Source organism: Pseudomonas sp. ACM7 (genome assembly GCF_004136015.1).
Classification (GTDB): Bacteria; Pseudomonadota; Gammaproteobacteria; order Pseudomonadales; family Pseudomonadaceae; genus Aquipseudomonas; species Aquipseudomonas frigoris.
Window position 1 is genome coordinate 3,738,076 of the sequence record NZ_CP024866.1, and the last position, 17,379, is coordinate 3,755,454.

At 59.6% G+C, this 17,379-nt stretch carries 17 protein-coding genes; 6 read left to right on the plus strand and 11 right to left on the minus strand.

From position 1 onward, the window contains the following. Positions 1–131: 131 nt before the first annotated feature. From folK to dksA, 7 genes are all read right to left on the minus strand, one after another. Positions 132–617, minus strand: coding sequence for a 2-amino-4-hydroxy-6-hydroxymethyldihydropteridine diphosphokinase (folK, locus tag CUN63_RS17635; protein ID WP_129441173.1), 486 nt, complete (start codon positions 615–617; stop codon positions 132–134). A 3-nt stretch (positions 618–620) separates the two neighbouring features. Next, entirely contained in the window at positions 621–2,021 is a 1,401-nt protein-coding gene (locus tag CUN63_RS17640) for a polynucleotide adenylyltransferase PcnB (RefSeq protein ID WP_008153304.1), read from the minus strand. Positions 2,022–2,932: 911 nt separating this feature from the next. Then, entirely contained in the window at positions 2,933–4,369 is a 1,437-nt protein-coding gene (locus CUN63_RS17645; protein ID WP_129441175.1) for a sigma-54 dependent transcriptional regulator, read from the minus strand. Positions 4,370–4,391: 22 nt separating this feature from the next. Next, complete coding sequence (locus CUN63_RS17650; RefSeq protein ID WP_162247459.1) at positions 4,392–7,346, minus strand: sensor histidine kinase; 2,955 nt, start codon at positions 7,344–7,346, stop codon at positions 4,392–4,394. Continuing rightward, positions 7,330–7,506: a hypothetical protein gene (locus CUN63_RS17655; protein WP_003176118.1), complete on the minus strand. Its 177-nt coding sequence runs from the start codon at positions 7,504–7,506 to the stop codon at positions 7,330–7,332. Before CUN63_RS17655 ends, CUN63_RS17650 begins: the two co-directional genes overlap by 17 nt. Positions 7,507–7,583: 77 nt before the next feature. Next, the gene (gene gluQRS / locus CUN63_RS17660) at positions 7,584–8,471 is read right to left on the minus strand and encodes a tRNA glutamyl-Q(34) synthetase GluQRS (RefSeq protein WP_129441177.1); all 888 of its coding nucleotides are present in this window, start codon (positions 8,469–8,471) and stop codon (positions 7,584–7,586) included. Between the two features lie 201 nt (positions 8,472–8,672). Then, positions 8,673–9,113, minus strand: a complete 441-nt coding sequence (dksA, locus tag CUN63_RS17670; protein WP_007902025.1) for an RNA polymerase-binding protein DksA — start codon at positions 9,111–9,113, stop codon at positions 8,673–8,675. 332 nt (positions 9,114–9,445) lie between these two features. On the opposite strand from dksA, the gene CUN63_RS17675 reads away from it, so the two are divergent. Both CUN63_RS17675 and sfsA read left to right on the plus strand, forming a co-directional pair. Further along, positions 9,446–10,618: a pyridoxal phosphate-dependent aminotransferase gene (locus CUN63_RS17675; RefSeq protein WP_129441181.1), complete on the plus strand. Its 1,173-nt coding sequence runs from the start codon at positions 9,446–9,448 to the stop codon at positions 10,616–10,618. Beyond that, entirely contained in the window at positions 10,618–11,331 is a 714-nt protein-coding gene (sfsA, locus tag CUN63_RS17680; RefSeq protein ID WP_129441183.1) for a DNA/RNA nuclease SfsA, read from the plus strand. Before CUN63_RS17675 ends, sfsA begins: the two co-directional genes overlap by 1 nt. On the opposite strand, the gene CUN63_RS17685 is transcribed toward sfsA, so the two are convergent. After that, positions 11,328–11,645: a Rieske (2Fe-2S) protein gene (locus CUN63_RS17685; protein WP_008153288.1), complete on the minus strand. Its 318-nt coding sequence runs from the start codon at positions 11,643–11,645 to the stop codon at positions 11,328–11,330. The genes sfsA and CUN63_RS17685 overlap by 4 nt on opposite strands. A gap of 166 nt (positions 11,646–11,811) precedes the next feature. On the opposite strand from CUN63_RS17685, the gene CUN63_RS17690 reads away from it, so the two are divergent. The 4 genes from CUN63_RS17690 to CUN63_RS17705 are packed head-to-tail and all read left to right on the plus strand — an operon-like array spanning position 11,812 to position 15,357. Next, positions 11,812–12,684, plus strand: a complete 873-nt coding sequence (locus CUN63_RS17690) for a hemin ABC transporter substrate-binding protein (RefSeq protein WP_129441185.1) — start codon at positions 11,812–11,814, stop codon at positions 12,682–12,684. Between the two features lie 50 nt (positions 12,685–12,734). Continuing rightward, entirely contained in the window at positions 12,735–13,718 is a 984-nt protein-coding gene (locus CUN63_RS17695; RefSeq protein ID WP_178082708.1) for an iron ABC transporter permease, read from the plus strand. Further along, complete coding sequence (locus tag CUN63_RS17700) at positions 13,718–14,485, plus strand: heme ABC transporter ATP-binding protein (RefSeq protein WP_129441189.1); 768 nt, start codon at positions 13,718–13,720, stop codon at positions 14,483–14,485. Before CUN63_RS17695 ends, CUN63_RS17700 begins: the two co-directional genes overlap by 1 nt. 20 nt (positions 14,486–14,505) lie before the next feature. Next, on the plus strand, positions 14,506–15,357 hold the full coding sequence (locus tag CUN63_RS17705) for a ChaN family lipoprotein (protein WP_129441191.1): 852 nt from the start codon (positions 14,506–14,508) through the stop codon (positions 15,355–15,357). A 233-nt stretch (positions 15,358–15,590) separates the two neighbouring features. On the opposite strand, the gene CUN63_RS17710 is transcribed toward CUN63_RS17705, so the two are convergent. The 3 genes from CUN63_RS17710 to CUN63_RS17720 all read right to left on the minus strand — a co-directional run bounded on the left by CUN63_RS17710 (position 15,591) and on the right by CUN63_RS17720 (position 17,318). Further along, positions 15,591–16,391 (minus strand): Crp/Fnr family transcriptional regulator, encoded by an 801-nt coding sequence (locus CUN63_RS17710; RefSeq protein ID WP_129441193.1) that lies wholly within the window; start codon positions 16,389–16,391, stop codon positions 15,591–15,593. Between the two features lie 15 nt (positions 16,392–16,406). Next, positions 16,407–16,679, minus strand: coding sequence for a TfoX/Sxy family protein (locus CUN63_RS17715; protein ID WP_003228231.1), 273 nt, complete (start codon positions 16,677–16,679; stop codon positions 16,407–16,409). A 294-nt stretch (positions 16,680–16,973) separates the two neighbouring features. Next, positions 16,974–17,318, minus strand: coding sequence for a pentapeptide repeat-containing protein (locus CUN63_RS17720; RefSeq protein WP_008015079.1), 345 nt, complete (start codon positions 17,316–17,318; stop codon positions 16,974–16,976). Positions 17,319–17,379: the final 61 nt, after the last annotated feature.

Below are 17,379 nucleotides of genomic sequence, written 5' to 3' on the forward strand. Positions count from 1 at the left end.
CAACACAAAAACCAATGTGGGAGCGGGCTTGCTCGCGAATGCGGTGTGTCAGTAAACACTTAAGTTGAATGACACACCGCATTCGCGAGCAAGTCGAATCGTCGCACCGCCGCTCCCACAAGGGATTTGCGTCAATTCGGGGGCAGGCGTTCCAGGCCGACGAACGGGCAAGCGGCGAGCAGTTCGCTGAGGCTGCGACCATCGGCCAGACGCAAATCGGCAGACGCCAGTTCGGCCAGAGGATACAGAACGAACGCCCGTTCCTGCATATGGTAGTGAGGCACCTTGAGGCGAGGTTCATCGATCAGCCGATCGCCGAACAGTACGATGTCGAGATCCAGCGTACGCGGCCCCCAACGTTCAAGGCGCTCGCGGCCCTGCCCGTTCTCGATGGCTTGCAGCGCATCCAGCAGCTCCAGCGGCGGGAGCGTGCTGTCGAGGGCGGCAACCGCGTTGGTGTAACGCGGTTGGCCGGGCAGCAGCGAGTCGCTCTGATAAAACCCGGAAACCCCGATCAGTTCGGTCTGCGGCAACTGTGCCAGCGCCTCGACGGCGCTGCGCAATTGTTCGGCGGGGTCAGCCAGATTGCTACCCATGCCGATGTAGATGCGTTCCATGGATTACTCGCCCGTGGCGCTCGGTGCGCCGGCGGTACGTTTGCGCTTGGCGCCACCGCTGCGGCGACGTTTGCGTGGAGCGCCGGTGCCGTCATCCTTGCCGCTGAGGTCGCGGATCATGTCGCGACGTTCGCTGTCGTTGGCGTCCTGATAATCCGTCCACCATTCGCCCAGACCATCAGTCTGCTCGCCAGCGCTTTCGCGCAGCAGCAGGAAGTCGTAACCGGCACGGAACCGTGGGTTGTCCAGCAACAGGTCGGCGCGCTTGCCGCTGCGGCGTGGCAGACGCTCCTGCATGTCCCAGATCTCGCGGATAGGCATGGTGAAGCGTTTCGGAATCGCGATGCGCTGGCACTGTTCGGCGATCAGTTCATGAGCCGCTTCCTGCATCGCCGGAATTGGTGGCATGCCGCGCTCTTGCAGGCGCAGTACACGAGCCGGCAGGGCAGGCCAAAGCAGCGCCGCAAACAGGAACGCCGGGGTTACCGGTTTGTTCTGTTTGATCCGCAGATCAGTGTTGATCAACGCTTCACTGATCAGCGTGTGGGTATAGGTCGGGTTGTATTCCAGCGCCTCGGCACTGGCCGGGAACAGCGGATCGAACAGCTGCAGGTCGACCAGCATCTCGAAGGTGTCCGCGGCATGGCCGGAGAGGAACAGCTTGAGCACTTCTTCGAACAGGCGGGCCGATGGAATCTCGCGCAGCATCGGCGCCAGTTCACGGATTGGCGCGGCGCTGTGTTTTTCGATGCCGAAATTCAGCTTGGCGGCGAAACGCACGGCTCGCAGCATCCGTACCGGATCTTCCTGGTAGCGTTGCTTCGGGTCGCCGATCAGGCGGATCAGGTGATTGCGGATGTCGTGTACGCCGTTGGCGTAATCGAGGATGCGCTCGCTGACCGGATCGTAATACAAGGCGTTGATGGTGAAGTCGCGGCGTTGCGCATCTTCTTCCAGCGTGCCGTAGACGTTATCGCGCAGGATGCGCCCGCTTTCGTTACGGGAAGACTGGTTGCTGTCTTCCTCTTCATCGTTTTGCGGGTGATTGGCGCGGAAGGTCGCGACTTCAATGATTTCGCGGCCAAAGTGGATGTGTACCAACTTGAAGCGACGACCGATGATCCGCGCGTTGCGGAATTCGGCCCGCACCTGCTCAGGCGTGGCACTGGTGGCGACGTCAAAATCTTTCGGCGTGATGCCGAGCAGCATGTCACGCACACAGCCGCCGACCAGATAAGCCTGGTAACCGGCGTTCTGCAGGCGTTCGACGATGTTCACCGCGTAGCGACTGAATTGGGCCTTTTGCAGCGAATGTTGGCCGCTGTTGAGCACTTCAGGCGTACTGCGAATGTGTTGCGTATGACGCTTGGGAGAACGGAATGACTGGAACAGCTTCTTCAGCATGGGATGCACTGTTTGAAGGAATGTTCGGCCAAAACGAAGAATGACCGCATGATGGGCGGGGATTCTAGCATTTAGTCGGGGGATGGTGTAGGAAGCTGCGCAAGCGCTTGAAGGGGGGGCTTGTTGGTGCGGATTGGCTCTGTGGTAGCAGCTGCCGAGCCTGCGAGGCTGCGTTCGACTACGCAGTAGTCGTAAAACCAGAGATTGCGGTGTGTCAGAAGAAACCCGGTGCTTGTATTGGCGACTGCTTCGTCCGAATGCGGCCCAAACCGAACGCAGCCTCGCGTTGCTCGACAGCTGCTACAAAGTCGAACGCACTGCCGCTACAAGGGCCAAACGCCAGAAACTACAAGGGGAGCCGAAGCTCCCCAAGAAAGTAGTTGCGTGCTCTATTTTTATTTTTGATTCGGGCTTCTTGTTTTTGTTGAGTGCCCTCGCCATGAAGTTTTTCCTTCATGACCCTCCCAATCGGGAGCCAAGAGCAAACGGATTGCTTTGGTCGCTGTGTTGCAGTGATCTTGCGATCCAACCAGTTCAGGCTCTGTCTTGTGACAGTTTTTTGTTGTTCTCGGCCTGGTCGTGGGGCAAGCCCCAAATACAACGCCTCTCCAAAAGAATCAGTTAGCTGCGCCTCTCGCCGTCTTGTTTTTATTGTGCGTGAGTCGATACGTCTTATTTTTATTGTCTTGTGCATTGCTTGTTATTGTTCTTGTACCAAACATATAGCAGGGTGCGTGCCAACTTTTGCGAAGCCCAGCAAAACAAGGGGTTAAGCTGGCTGGTGAGGTTTTCAGAGGCCAAAAAAAGCCGGGGCTTCGTTACCGTAAGCCCCGGCTTCTGTTACGTGAAAAATCTGAGGTAACAGTTTCTTCACGAAGTCACGTGTTACCCACGCATCAGACAGGTGACATTCAGCTTTCGCTGGCGACCCCGGTCTTGCGCCGCGGGATGCCCAGGCGCTGACGGCGTTCCCACAGGCATTTGCGACTGACACCGAGTTTGCGCGCCAACTCGGTTTCGGTCATGTGGTCCTGATGCTCGAGAACGAAGTGCTGGAAGTAGTCTTCCAGTGACAGGTCTTCGGTCGGCTCATGGCTATTGTTACCGGCGGCGCTGCCCTGTTGTGGGGGCAGGCCAATGAAATCGTCATCGTCCAGATCGCTCAGTTCGATGTCGATACCCAGCAGCTCGGCGGAAATTTCCGGGCTCTCGCACAGGATGACCGCACGTTCTACTGCGTTTTCCAGCTCTCGAACATTACCCGGCCAGGAGTAATGACGAATGGCTTGCTCGGCATCCGGGGCGAATTTCAGATCGGTGCGGTTGACCCGCGCGCTCTGCCGCGCCAGGAACGCGGTGGCAATTTCGTTAACGTCCGCGCCGCGCTCGCGCAGGGCCGGCAGTTTCAGGGCGATCACGTGAAGGCGGTAATACAAGTCTTCACGGAACTGGCCGATTTTCGCCAGGCTCTTCAGGTCCCGGTGAGTCGCGGCGATCAGGCGCACATCGACTTTCTGGGACTGCACCGAACCCACGCGACGAATTTCACCTTCCTGCAGCACGCGCAGCAGGCGGGCCTGGGCTTCCAGTGGCAGTTCGCCGATTTCGTCGAGGAACAAGGTGCCGCCGTCGGCGGCTTCTACCAGGCCGGCACGCCCGGCGCTGGCGCCAGTGAACGCGCCTTTTTCATGGCCAAACAGTTCGGACTCGATCAGGCTTTCCGGAATGGCCGCGCAGTTCACCGAAATCATCGGCGCCTTGGCGCGTTTGGACAAATTATGCAGGGCGCGCGCCACCAGTTCTTTACCGGTGCCGGATTCGCCCTGGATCAGGACATTGGAGTCGGTTGGCGCGACTTTGCGGATCTTGCTGTACAGATCCTGCATAGGCGGGCAGGAGCCGATGATGCCGATTTCGCCGTTGCTGTTATTGACACCCGGTTTCGCGGCGCCGTTGCCGGCTTTGCCGACGGCAGGTTCACCGCTGGCTTGCACCGATTGCCGGTCACGCAGGATTCGCGCGACGGCCTGAAGCATTTCGTCATGATCGAAAGGCTTGGCGATGTAATCGACCGCGCCCATCTTCATCGAGTCGACCGCCGAACGCAGGCTGGCGTAGCTGGTCATGATCAGCACCGGAGTGCCTTGGCCGAGTTTGATCAACTCGGTGCCAGGCGCGCCAGGCAGACGCAAGTCGCTGACGATCAGGTCGAACGTGGGAATGGTGAAGCGTTCTTGTGCTTCCTGCACTGAACCGGCTTCGCTGACCTGGTACTGGTTACGTTCCAGCAGGCGGCGCAAGGCGGAGCGGATAATTGTTTCGTCTTCGACGATCAAAATGTGCGGCATTGATTCGATACTCTCGACGGTCTCAGTTCACAGCGGACGTCGCTTCGACATGACGCGGCAAGGTCACCCGGATACGGGTGCCGCGTTGGCTTTGAACATCAGCCGGGCTGTCGATGGTGATTTGTCCATAATGCTCTTCAACGATGGAATAGACCAGTGCAAGGCCCAGACCGGTGCCTTCGCCAGGATCCTTGGTGGTGAAGAAAGGTTCGAACAATCTATCCATGATGTTCTTCGGAATACCGCTGCCTTCGTCTTCCACGATCAAGTCGACCGTGTGTTCGCCGGCTTCGCTTTTGACCCGCACCGCACTGCCCGGAGGCGAGGCGTCGCGGGCGTTTGAGAGCAGGTTGATCAGTACTTGTGCAAGCCGCTGGGGGTCGCCTTCGACCCAGTGATCGGGATCGCAGAGGTTGTAGAACTGCACTTCGAAATTGCGTCGGTTCAGGGCCAGCAAACCGATGGCATCCTGGGCCACTTCCGCCAGACAGACGGGCTCGTCACTGTGCTGATGACTGCCGGCGTGGGCGAAGCTCATCAGCGACTGAACGATGCGCGACACGCGTTTGGTCTGCTCCAGGATTTGCCCGCTGATTTCCTTCAGTTCACTGTCTTCTTCGCGCTCTTCGCGCAGGTTCTGCGCCAGACAGGCGATGCCAGTGATCGGGTTGCCGATTTCATGGGCCACGCCCGCCGCGAGTCGACCGATGCTGGCCAGGCGCTCGGAGTGCACCAGTTTGTCTTCGAGCATCTGGGTTTCGGTCAAGTCTTCCACCAGCAGCACCAGGCCGCTGTTGCCGGGCGCAAGCGGTTCATCGATCGCGGCTTTGTGCAGGTTCAGCCAGCGGGTTTGGCCGTCGAGCGCCAGGTGCTGTTTGTGCAAATGCTCGTCCGGCAGATTGATGAAGCCTTGCAGCAGCTCTTTCCAAGGATCGGCAATAGTACTCAGCCGCGAACCGACCACACGCTGCGCGGCAATCCCGGTCAGCTCCTCCATGGCTTTGTTCCACATGAGGATTTCCTGATCCTTGGCCAGCGAGCAGACGCCCATCGGCAATTCCTGCAAGGTCTGGCGGTGATAGCGGCGCAGGGCATCTAGTTCGGCGGCAAGCCCGGTCAGGCGCGAGTGGTAATCCTCGAGACGACTTTCGATGAAGTGGATGTCTTCGGTGACGTAGTTTTCGCCGCCGGCCTTATAAGGCAGGAATGTTTCGACCATGTCCTGAGCCACACTCGGCCCCATCAGGCCGGAGAGGTTGGCTTCGATACGGTCGCGCAAACGGCGCAAGGCATAAGGCCGGCGCTCGTCGAATGGCAGATAGAGGTCGCGCAGGGCCTGTTCGACTTCTTTCTGCGCGGCCTTGGCGCCCAAGGGTTTTGCAAGCTGCGTGGCGAATTCCTGGGGTGAGGCGGCGTGCAGTTCGCGGCGTTGCGGCCGGCGTACGTTGTCCACGGCGCAGGCTTCTGCCGCGCTGGCCTCTTCGCTGCTGGCATTGGTGAACAGCGAGATCAGGGTGAACATCAGCACGTTGGCCGCCAGCGAGGCGATCGCCGCCATGTGCCAACTGGTGTCGTCCAGCACGTAGATCATGTTCAGCAGCGGTATGTAGAAGCCTTGCAGATTGCCGACCAGCGGCAGCAGCATGGTCACCAGCCACACCAGAATCCCCGCGAGCAAACCGGCGATGAAGCCACGGCGGTTGGCGGTCGGCCAGTACAGTACCGACAGCACGCCCGGCAGGAACTGCAGGGTGGCGACGAAGGCGACAATGCCCAGATTCGCCAGATCCTGCTCTGCGCCCAGCAGCAGGTAGAAACCGTAACCGGCCATGATGATCGCGACGATCAGCGCCCGGCGGGTCCACTTCAACCAACGGTAGATATTGCCTTCGGCGGGTGGCTGATAAAGCGGTAGCACCAAGTGGTTCAGCGCCATCCCGGACAGCGCCAGGGTGGTGACAATGATCAACCCGCTGGCCGCCGACAATCCACCGACATAGGCCAATAGCGCCAGGGCCTTGTTATTGGCGGCGATGCCGATGCCCAGCGTGAAATATTCCGGGTTGGTGGTGGCGCCGAGTTTCAGTCCGGCCCAGAGAATCAGGGGTACCGCCAGGCTCATCAACAGCAAGAACAGCGGCAAGCCCCAGCTCGCACTGACCAGCGAGCGCGGGTTGAGGTTTTCGGTAAACGTCATGTGGTACATGTGCGGCATCACAATCGCCGAGGCGAAGAACACCAGCAGCAACGTGCGCCATGGGCCTTCCTGCAATGGCGTGTGCAAAGCGGCGAGGGCGGTCTGGTTTTGCAGTAGCCACAGTTCCAGTTGTTGCGGGCCATCGAACACGCCATACAGCGCATAGAGGCCAACGCCACCGATGGCGATCAGTTTGATCACCGACTCGAAAGCAATCGCGAACACCAGGCCTTCGTGTTTCTCGCGGGTGGCAATGTGGCGGGAGCCGAAGAAGATGGTGAACAGCGTAATCAGTGCGCAGAAGCTCAGGGCTACGCGATGTTGCACCGGCTCGCGGGTGAGAATGCCGATGGAATCGGCCACCGCCTGAATCTGCAACGCCAGCAGCGGCAGCACGCCGATCAGCATGAAGATCGTGGTCAGTGCGCCGGCCCAGGTGCTGCGGAAGCGGAAGGCGAACAGATCGGCGAGCGACGACAGCTGATAAGTGCGGGTGATCTTCAGAATCGGATACAACAGCACCGGCGCCAGCAGAAACGCGCCGGAGACGCCCAGATAGCTGGATAAAAATCCGTAGCCGTATTGATAGGCCAGGCCCACCGTGCCGTAAAACGCCCACGCACTGGCGTAAACGCCCAGCGACAGGGTGTACGTCAGCGGGTGGCGAATGATCGCCCGGGGGATCATGCCCCGTTCGCTGACCCAGGCTACGCCGAACAGCACCGCCAGGTATGCGGCGCTGATCAGGATCATCTGGGTCAGGCTAAAGCTCATCGGCATCTTTTTGGCTCTGCAGGATGAAGGTCACGACGATCAGAATCAGCCAGAGCAGATAAGGGCGATACCAGGCGCCAGTGGCGTCGATCCACCAATCCATGATGGCCGGGGAGAACAGATAAATCCCCACTACCAGGAGCAGGACCAAGCGATAGATGTACATCCCGGCCTCTCTTTTTTATGCGCGTGCCCGAAAACGTGCGGCGATGGTAACGGATGGGCGCGCCACTGCAAGTGTGATCACTGTAGTTGTGCTTCGGGCAGGTTGAGTGCGCGCGGGATCAGCACTGCATCCCAGTGGGCGATGCCCCAGTTCAACACTTCCCGTGGGGTGGCGTAAGCCAGTTCGGCACCGGGATTGTGCCCCAGTGCGCGCAATGCACGCAGCAACAAGGGGGTTGCCTGATCTTCGGTCAACGGCGGCGAGCGATAGGACTTGCCGAGCTTGTTGCCATCGGGCTGGGTAATCAGCGGGATATGCAGATAACGCGGTTGCGGCAGGCCAAGCAGTTCTTGCAGGTAGAGCTGGCGCGGCGTGGAGTCGAGCAGGTCGGCGCCACGGACGATATCGGTGATGCCTTGCCAGGCGTCGTCCAGCACTACCGCCAATTGATAGGCGTAGAGCCCGTCGCGGCGACGAATCACGAAATCGCCGACTTCCCGGCCCAGGTGTTGGCGGTATTCGCCTTGCACCCGGTCGATGAAGTGGTATTCCAGCTCGGGGACACGCAGGCGAATCGCGGCGTCTTTAGTGCCATGGCCGGCGTTGCGGCACAGCCCCGGATAAATCCCGTGATAGGGCGCAAGTGTTTTGCGTGAACAGGTGCAAGCGTAGGCCAGGCCATGATTGAACAGGCGATTGAGGACTTCGGCGTAGGCATCGTGCCGGTCACTCTGTCGGACCATTTCACCATCCCACTCGAAACCGTAGCTTTCCAGGGCTTTAAGGATCGCTGCTTGAGCGCCGGGCTCTTCCCGTGGCGGATCGAGATCTTCCATGCGCATCAGCCAGTGGCCACCCACCGAGCGCGCGTCGAGGTACGAGGCCAGCGCTGCGACCAGCGAACCGAAATGCAGATGTCCACTGGGCGTGGGGGCGAAGCGCCCGATGTAGGTGGGGGCGGTCATAAAGGCGACGTTACTTTCCAGGCTTGCACCAATCACCCTGTGGGAGCGGGCTTGCTCGCGAATGCGTTGGGTCAAACACCATCAATTTTGAATGTCAGATCGCATTCGCGAGCAAGCCCGCTCCCACAGGTTTCGTGTCGAGGCGAATGTCAGAAACAAAAACGGAGCGTTCGCACGCTCCGTTTTTCGTTCAAGTCGAGATTACTTGCCGACTTGCTTTTCCTTGATTTCCGCCAGGGTCTTGCAGTCAACGCACATGTCGGCGGTAGGGCGGGCTTCCAGTCGCTTGACGCCGATTTCGACGCCGCAGGACTCGCACCAGCCATATTCTTCGTCTTCGATCAGTTGCAGCGTCTTGTCGATCTTTTTGATCAACTTGCGCTCGCGGTCGCGGGCACGCAGCTCGAGGCTGAATTCTTCTTCCTGGCTGGCACGGTCTGCCGGGTCCGGGAAGTTGGCCGCTTCGTCTTTCATGTGATCAACCGTACGGTCGACTTCCTGCATCAAGTCCTGTTTCCACTTATTCAGGATCTTGGTGAAGTGAGCGCGCATGGGCTTGCCCATGTATTCCTCGCCCTTTACTTCTTTGTAGGGTTCGAAGCCGCTGATCGACTGGTTTTGCTGCTTTGCTTGGGTGGGCATGAAATGGACCGCCTCTACTCTTGTAATCCATTGCGCAGGATTGCTCCATCACCGACACCTGCCGGCCCTGCGGCTGCAAGCGGGCGAACTTACCAGATCAAATCGGGCCGCGCTACTCCCGGATGTCGAGGTAGTGGCCCGCTGTGCTTGCAAATGATTGCAAAGCCTTGTCTGGTGGCGCTGGAGACCTGATCAATTATTGATTTTAGTCAAACCTGGGACACACGCTTGAGTCGTTTGAGACCAGCGTTATAACGGTCTGACCGCTTTAGGTTCTCGCTCGTTCCTGCGCTTGGGTAGAATCAGTTTTTTTCCCCGTTGAAGGAAAGCTAATGGCTCAGTCCTACAGTGCCCGCAGTCGCGCGATCGAACCTTTCCATGTCATGGCGCTGCTGGCGCGGGCCAATGAACTGCAAGCCGCTGGCCACGACGTGATCCACCTGGAAATCGGCGAACCCGACTTCACCACCGCCGAGCCGATCATTCAGGCCGGCCAAGCCGCCCTGACGGCGGGGAAGACCCGTTACACCGCCGCGCGTGGCATTCCCGAGTTGCGTGAGGCCATTTCCGGCTTTTATCAGCAACGTTACGGTTTGAGCATCGACCCGCACCGAATCCTCATCACGCCTGGCGGTTCTGGTGCGCTGCTGCTGGCCAGCGCCTTGTTGGTGGATCCGGGCAAGCACTGGCTGTTGGCGGACCCGGGATACCCCTGCAACCGGCACTTTTTGCGGTTGGTGGAAGGCGCAGCGCAACTGGTGCCGGTCGGTCCAGACGTGCGCTATCAGCTGACGCCGGACCTGATTGCACGCCATTGGGATCACGACAGCGTCGGCGCCCTGGTGGCGTCGCCAGCCAATCCGACCGGGACGATCCTGACCCGCGATGAGCTGGCAGGCCTGTCGGCTGCGATCAAGGAGCGCCACGGTCATCTGGTGGTGGATGAGATCTATCACGGTCTGACCTACGGCACTGATGCGGCCAGCGTGCTGGAAGTCGATGACAGTGCCTTTGTGCTGAATAGTTTTTCCAAGTATTTCGGCATGACGGGATGGCGACTTGGTTGGCTGGTGGCGCCTGAAGCGGCGGTCGGTGAACTGGAAAAACTCGCCCAGAATCTCTACATCAGCGCCCCGAGCATGGCTCAGCACGCCGCTTTGGCCTGCTTCGAACCGGCCACGATCAGCATTCTGGAAGAGCGTCGCGCCGAATTCGGCCGTCGTCGGGATTTCCTGCTGCCAGCCCTGCGAGAGTTGGGCTTTGGTATCGCCGTTGAGCCTGAAGGCGCGTTCTACTTGTATGCCGATATCAGCAAGTTCGGCGGCGATGCCTTCGCGTTCTGCCGACATTTCCTGGAAACCGAACACGTGGCGATTACTCCGGGTCTGGACTTCGGTCGTTATCAGGCCGGCCATCATGTGCGGTTTGCCTACACCCAAAGTCTCCCGCGCCTACAAGAAGCGGTCGAGCGGATTGCGCGCGGCTTGAAGAGCTGGCAAGGCTGATGCGTTTTCATCCTCCCCTCGAAGAAGGCCGTTTGATTCGTCGTTACAAGCGTTTTCTCGCCGATATCGAAACCGTTAGCGGCGAGTTGCTGACCATTCACTGCCCGAACACCGGCTCGATGCTCAATTGCCAGGTCGAAGGCGGGCAGGTCTGGTTCAGCCGTTCCAACGACCCCAAGCGCAAGTTGCCCGGCACCTGGGAAATCGGCGAAACGCCGCAGGGGCGCTTGTTTTGTGTGAATACCGGGCGGGCCAACGGCTTGATCGAAGAAGCACTGCGAGCCGGTGTCATCACCGTATTGAACGGCTTTACCGAGCTGAAGCGCGAAGTGGCCTACGGTCAGGAGAGCAGTCGCATCGACTTCCGTCTCGATTACCCGAGCGGGCCGGCTTATGTGGAAGTCAAAAGCGTCACTTTGGGCTTCGATGGTTCTTTGGTGGCAGCATTTCCCGATGCGGTGACCCAGCGCGGGGCCAAGCATTTGCGCGAATTGGCGCATTTGGCCCGGGACGGAATTCGTGCGGTGCAGTTGTATTGCGTCAATCTCACCGGCATCGACGCTGTGCGTCCTGCAGAAGAAATCGATTCGGCCTACGCCGCAGCCTTGCGTGAGGCGGTGTCGTGCGGGGTTGAGGTGCTGGCCTATGGCGTGCACTTGACCCACGAAGAAATGGTGGTCGATCGGCGTCTGGAGGTGTTGCTGAACGGCTAAAGACTGACCCAGATCCCTTGCTCGTCTTCGCGGCAGGCGACTGTGGTCAGGGACTGCCCGGCACAAGGGCCGGCGACGCATTCGCCGTCTTCGATCAGAAACAGTGCGCCGTGGGTCGCGCACTGGATGAGGCTGTTGCTGGGGTCGAGAAACTGGTCAGGCTTCCATTCCAGTCCGACGCCACGGTGCGGGCAGCGATTGATGTAGACGTAAACCTGGCCGCCACGGCGCACGGCAAAGAGCTTCTGGCCGTCGATGTCGAAACCGCGACTGCTGGCATCGGCCAGCTCAACACCTGCACAAAGAAACTTCATGTCTATCCTCAAGTCCTGCGGCTCGTGACTGGATATGTCCGAGCTTGACGTTCAAATGCAAACAATTATCAAATGGCCGCCTTGCCCTTCGGGTACAGATGCCAGGCGCCAAGGATACGTGGCCTGTCATCTCGATGCCCGGGAAAACCCTTAAAGGAAGCTGTTTATGCGCCTGAGTACCCGCGTTGCTGCGCTTTGTGTCGGACTCCTCGTCAGCCACCACGCCGCAGCGGCCGAGTTGCCACAACGTTGGGTCAGTGCCGGTGGTGCTTTATCGGAATGGATCAGCGCGCTGGGCGGTGAATCGAAACTGGTGGGTGTCGACACCACCAGTCAGCACCCGGAATCGCTCAAGGCATTGCCGAGCATCGGGTATCAGCGGCAATTGTCGGCGGAGGGTATTTTGAGCTTACGCCCGCAGATACTGGTCGGCACCGAGGAAATGGGACCGCCACCGGTACTTTCGCAGGTTCGCAGTGCAGGCGTGCAGGTCGAACTGTTCTCGGCCCAGCCGGACCTGCCGACCTTGCAGGGTAATTTGCAGCATTTGGGCAAGTTACTCGGCGCTGAAGATCAGGCCTCACAATTGTTTCAGACGTATCAACAGCAACTCGATCAACAAAAGATCCGGGTCACTCGGGCGCAGTTGAAGGAAAAATCGCCGGGCGTGCTGTTGTTGCTTGGCCACGCGGGCGGCAAACCGCTCATCGCCGGCAAGGACACCGCCGCCGATTGGTTGCTGCAACGGGCCGGTGGGCACAATCTGGCCACGCATACCGGCTATAAACCCTTTTCTGTTGAATCCCTGGTCAGTCTGGATCCCGAGGTGCTGGTGTTTGCCGATCGTGCACTGACCGGCAATGCGGCACGTGCGGCGTTGTTCAAGGAGAACCCCATCCTGTCCTCGACCCGCGCGGCCAAGGGCGGGCGAGTCATGGAGCTTGATCCGACCTTGTTGGTTGGGGGCTTGGGGCCGCGGCTACCCGAGGCGTTGAAAAAACTGTCTGGCGCTTTCTACCCCGGTTCGGCCGGCCAATGACCATCCTGGTTAAACCACGCGCTTTATTCATTGGTCTGATCCTGCTGTGTGTGGTGGCTATCTGGCTGTCGTTGGCGCTTGGGCCGGTGAGCTTGCCGTTGTTCGACACCTTGCGTGCAGCCCTGCGGCTGGTGGGTGTACCGATCGCTCCCGACGGGCTGGAACAGGCCGAGCTGATCCTCGGGCAGATTCGTTTGCCGCGAACCTTGCTGGGTTTGGCTGTGGGTGGCGTATTGGCACTGTCCGGCGTGGCGATGCAGGGGTTGTTTCGAAATCCTCTGGCCGATCCGGGGCTGGTCGGCGTCTCCAGCGGTGCGGCATTGGGCGCGGCGATCGCGATTGTCGGAGGCTCGGTATTCGGCGGACTGCCCGAATCCTTCGGGCCTTATCTGTTATCGCTGTTCGCATTTCTCGGCGGGCTGGGCGTGACGGCATTGGTGTATCGACTGGGCCGGCGCAACGGGCAGACCAATGTCGCGACCATGCTGCTGGCCGGAATTGCGTTGACTGCGCTGGCCGGCTCCGCCGTGGGACTGTTCACGTATCTGGCGGATGACGCGACGCTGCGCACCCTGACGTTCTGGAACCTAGGCAGCCTCAATGGCGCCAGCTATTCGCGGCTCTGGCCGTTACTGCTGATCAGTGCCGGCGTGGCGCTGTGGCTGCCGCGCCGGGCCAAGGCCTTGAATGCGTTGTTGCTGGGTGAGTCTGAGGCGGGTCACCTGGGCATCGACGTCGAAGGGCTCAAGCGCGAGTTGGTGTTCTGCACGGCGCTGGGTGTCGGTGCCGCGGTGGCTGCGGCGGGGATGATCGGGTTTGTCGGTCTGGTGGTGCCGCATCTGGTGCGACTGCTGGCCGGTCCGGATCATCGGGTGCTGTTGCCTGCGTCAGTATTGGCGGGTGCCAGTCTTTTGTTATTTGCCGATCTGGTGGCGCGACTGGCCCTGGCGCCGGCTGAATTGCCGATCGGGATCGTCACGGCTTTTATCGGTGCGCCGTTCTTTCTGTACTTATTGCTCAGAGGGCGTGCCTGATGTTGCGAACGCAAAATCTGCAAATCCGTAGGGGCCGAAAGATTGTCCTGGCGGACATTACGCTTGAGCTCAAACCGGGCGAAGTCCTCGGTGTGCTGGGACCTAACGGCGCCGGCAAAAGCACCTTGCTCGGCGCCTTGTGCGGCGAGTTGCAGGCTCATCATGGCAGCGTCTGGCTCGACGAGCGCGAGTTGAGCGATTGGGCGGGGACGGCGCGAGCGCAGCGTTTGGCGGTATTGCCGCAGGTGTCGACCTTGGACTTCGCCTTTCGTGTCGAAGAGGTGGTCGGCATGGGCCGCTTACCCCATCAAAGCGGTCGGGTCCGCGATGACGAGATCGTTGCCGCCGCATTGCACGCTGCCGATGCCGGGCATTTGAGTGGCCGCAGCTATCTGGCCTTGTCCGGTGGCGAACGTCAGCGGGTGCATCTGGCGCGGGTTCTGGCGCAGCTCTGGCCGGGCGAAGCGGGGCAAACGTTGTTGCTTGATGAGCCAACGTCGATGCTCGACCCGCTTCATCAGCACACCACGTTGCAAGCCGTGCGCGAGTTCGCCAATCGTGGCGCAGCGGTGCTGGTGATCCTGCATGATCTGAACCTGGCAGCGCGCTATTGTGATCGCCTGTTACTGCTCGAAGGCGGGCGCCCTGTGGCGCTCGATACACCGGAGCAGGTGTTGCGCCCGGAACCACTCAAGGCCGTGTTCGGGCTGGAAGTTCTGGTGCAGCAGCACCCGGAGCGTGGGCATCCGCTGATCATCGCCCGCTGAGTTTTTTATGGAGTGAAAACATGCGTGGGATTTTGATGCTGGCCTTGCTGTTGCTGAGTGCCTGTCAGCATGTTTCGACTCCGCCACCGGTTGTGGGCGAGATTCGGGACTTGCGCAGCGGCCAGGTTCTGACGGCAGAGGAGCTGGTTGAGCGGTTGGAGTCGCCTTCACGACTGATCGTGGGCGAGCAGCATGACAATCGCGATCACCATCAACTGCAGTTGTGGTTATTGAAGTCGCTGGGTGAACGGCGAGCTCAAGGCAGTCTGCTGCTGGAAATGCTCACGCCGGATCAACAGCTGCGCGTCGATGACGTCCGTCACGCCTCGACACCACCGACGGATTTACCCGGTGCATTAGCGTGGCAGTCGGGTTGGGACTGGAATCTGTACGGACCCATCGTTCGCTTCGCGCTTTCCCAGCCATACCCGCTGCTGGCAGCCAATCTGGACACGCCTGAAGTGCGTGCCGTTTACGCCAATCCTCCGACATTGAGCGGTTCGCGTTCCAACGTAGCGTCAGTCAAGGGCGAGTTGCTGAAGCAAGTCAGCGACTCCCACTGTGGTCTGCTGCCCGAATCGCAAATGCCGGCGATGCTGGCGGTCCAGCAACAACGTGACCGACGGATGGCCGAGCGCCTGCTGGCGGCACCCACGCCTTCACTGCTGTTTGCCGGCGCTTACCATGCGCGCAAGGATGTCGGCGTGCCGATTCATGTGCTTGATCTGGGAGAGCCCCAGGCGCCTGTGGTGTTGATGCTGGCGGAGCAGGGCAGCGAGGTCACACCGGCCATGGCTGATTACGTCTGGTACACGCCTGCAACGCCGCCCCAGGATTACTGCGCGCAAATGCGTAAGCAATTTGGCAAGTGATCGAACGACTTTTCTCCAGGCAAAAAAAGACCCGGCAAGAGCCGGGTCAAATAACCGTGATTAGCCTGATGAGGAGATATCTGAGAGTCCGAACCAAGGGCTTTTCAAATATCGACCAGTCTCGCGACCAGTTGTGATAATCATAGCGATTCTCATTACCGAGTCAACCGCTGATTTCTCAATTATTTGAAATGCGCTGTCCGTTCGCTGGAAACGCCCGTAATCATTGGGTTTCAGCCTGTGCGGTTGAGTGAGCTCAGTTGAATGATCTGCTTGTTCAGCAGATCAATGCGTCGGGCCATGCTCTCGATCAGGCTGTGGGCGATCTTCGGATTGCTTTGGGTCAGGCTGAGAAACTGGTCCTTGGGGATCAGCATGACAGTGCTGGGTTCGCTGGTGATCACGCTGGCGTTACGCTTCTCGCCAGTGAACACCGCCATGGCGCCAAAAATCTCGTCCTTGGGTATATCGCCGACTTTATGCCCGTCGACAAAGGCTTCGGCATGGCCATCGATGATGACGAATACGTGATCCGCGTCTTCGCCCTGATGGATCAACACTTCGCCACTGGCCACGCGCTGAAAACCATTGGTGCTTCGAAACTCGGGTTGTTTCAGGCGGGCGAGTGCGTCGGACAGCAGGGCGGACTGACCGGCCATGTATTGAAGGAACAACTCCGACCGCTCCGGGTCGGCATAGATATGCTGAAAAACCTCGGAGCGCAGATACGGCGTCAGTGCCAAGGGGCTATCGCTGCGAAAGCGGCAACGCGGCAGCTCTGTGCCCTGGCGCAAGCCGATCAGATCTCCCTCGTGCAGATAGAACAATGCCCGCTCGTCAACGCACCCATGCAGCAGGCCATTTTCCAGCACAAACAGTTGATCGCCGGGTAACAGGACGGCCAGGTCATCGACGGCTGAAAATTCCAGGCTCGGTCCGCAGGGCATCAAACCTTCCAGCAGCCGGACGGGAATATGTTGCAGTCGGTTGATCAGCGCGTCGGCGTAAGCCGGTTGTTCCCCAAGTAGGTACATGGCTGCTGCGTCCGTTCAGTTCTTGTGACGTGACGAGATAGCTTCCAGCTGTTTGTTCAAGGCGTCCTTGCGCTCGGCGGGAATGTCATTCCAGTGCACATCCATCAGGGCACCTTCGATGGCATACAACAACACTTTGGACGCCCGAAACCCGCGCGTGCGCACGGCCCGATAAGCATCCACCGCCCCCAGGCGACGCAAGTCCGAGGCGCTGTGGATGCCCACGGCATGCAGCCACTGCGCCGACGTCTTGCCAAGATTCTTCAGGTGCTGCAGTTCATCATTCATCAAGCCTCCTTGCGACGGCCGAACGGTGCGTGGGCGAGCTTCTCAGGAGTGTAGCCATCAGTAGGAAAAGCGTGATTGTTTGGTCGGTTTCGACGCAAAAGCTTCTAAGAGGCAGATGTCTGGAGAGAGGAAATGTCTGCGAGTGCAGTAGAGGCAGGCAACGCAATCCCTGTGGGAGCGAGCTTGCTTGCGAAGACGTAGTGTCAGTCGACATCAATGTTGAATGTCATACCGCCTTCGCGAGCAAGCTCGCTCCCACAGGGATCGTGTCATATCGGGGAGGCGATGCGGGTATTAGCGGGTGCGATAACGCAGGCGTGTACCGAAATTCATCGACATCAGGATCTCGTCAGCACTCAGCTCTGGCGGGAAGTAGGCGCCGGAGATCTGTGCATGAGCAAGGCTCGCGCCTTCCAGGGAGGCGTTGCGAAAGTCGATGCCGCGCAAGTCGGCGGAGCGGAAGTAGGCATCGGTAAAGTCGACGCCGTCGGCGTTCAGTTCACGCAGGTCCAGACCCCGGAAATCGCCACCGACCATGTCGATAGGTCCGTCTTTGGGGCGCTCGTTGTTGAAACCTGTGATGTCGTCTTTGTGCAGCAACGCATAAAGCGGGGTGTCGAGAAGTTTCGGCTGGCTCATGTCACATCACCTGTTGGTTTTATGACGCCAGTATAGTGCCACTATTTGGCAGCCGTGAAGC

Excerpts from the sequence above, each read along its gene's own strand:
- folK (WP_129441173.1), bottom strand. The coding sequence starts at position 617 with ATGGAACGCATCTACATCGGCATGGGTAGCAATCTGGCTGACCCCGCC.
- CUN63_RS17640 (WP_008153304.1), bottom strand. The coding sequence starts at position 2,021 with ATGCTGAAGAAGCTGTTCCAGTCATTCCGTTCTCCCAAGCGTCATACG.
- CUN63_RS17645 (WP_129441175.1), bottom strand. The coding sequence starts at position 4,369 with ATGCCGCACATTTTGATCGTCGAAGACGAAACAATTATCCGCTCCGCC.
- CUN63_RS17650 (WP_162247459.1), bottom strand. The coding sequence starts at position 7,346 with ATGCCGATGAGCTTTAGCCTGACCCAGATGATCCTGATCAGCGCCGCA.
- CUN63_RS17655 (WP_003176118.1), bottom strand. The coding sequence starts at position 7,506 with ATGTACATCTATCGCTTGGTCCTGCTCCTGGTAGTGGGGATTTATCTG.
- gluQRS (WP_129441177.1), bottom strand. The coding sequence starts at position 8,471 with ATGACCGCCCCCACCTACATCGGGCGCTTCGCCCCCACGCCCAGTGGA.
- dksA (WP_007902025.1), bottom strand. The coding sequence starts at position 9,113 with ATGCCCACCCAAGCAAAGCAGCAAAACCAGTCGATCAGCGGCTTCGAA.
- CUN63_RS17675 (WP_129441181.1), top strand. The coding sequence starts at position 9,446 with ATGGCTCAGTCCTACAGTGCCCGCAGTCGCGCGATCGAACCTTTCCAT.
- sfsA (WP_129441183.1), top strand. The coding sequence starts at position 10,618 with ATGCGTTTTCATCCTCCCCTCGAAGAAGGCCGTTTGATTCGTCGTTAC.
- CUN63_RS17685 (WP_008153288.1), bottom strand. The coding sequence starts at position 11,645 with ATGAAGTTTCTTTGTGCAGGTGTTGAGCTGGCCGATGCCAGCAGTCGC.
- CUN63_RS17690 (WP_129441185.1), top strand. The coding sequence starts at position 11,812 with ATGCGCCTGAGTACCCGCGTTGCTGCGCTTTGTGTCGGACTCCTCGTC.
- CUN63_RS17700 (WP_129441189.1), top strand. The coding sequence starts at position 13,718 with ATGTTGCGAACGCAAAATCTGCAAATCCGTAGGGGCCGAAAGATTGTC.
- CUN63_RS17705 (WP_129441191.1), top strand. The coding sequence starts at position 14,506 with ATGCGTGGGATTTTGATGCTGGCCTTGCTGTTGCTGAGTGCCTGTCAG.
- CUN63_RS17710 (WP_129441193.1), bottom strand. The coding sequence starts at position 16,391 with ATGTACCTACTTGGGGAACAACCGGCTTACGCCGACGCGCTGATCAAC.
- CUN63_RS17715 (WP_003228231.1), bottom strand. The coding sequence starts at position 16,679 with ATGAATGATGAACTGCAGCACCTGAAGAATCTTGGCAAGACGTCGGCG.
- CUN63_RS17720 (WP_008015079.1), bottom strand. The coding sequence starts at position 17,318 with ATGAGCCAGCCGAAACTTCTCGACACCCCGCTTTATGCGTTGCTGCAC.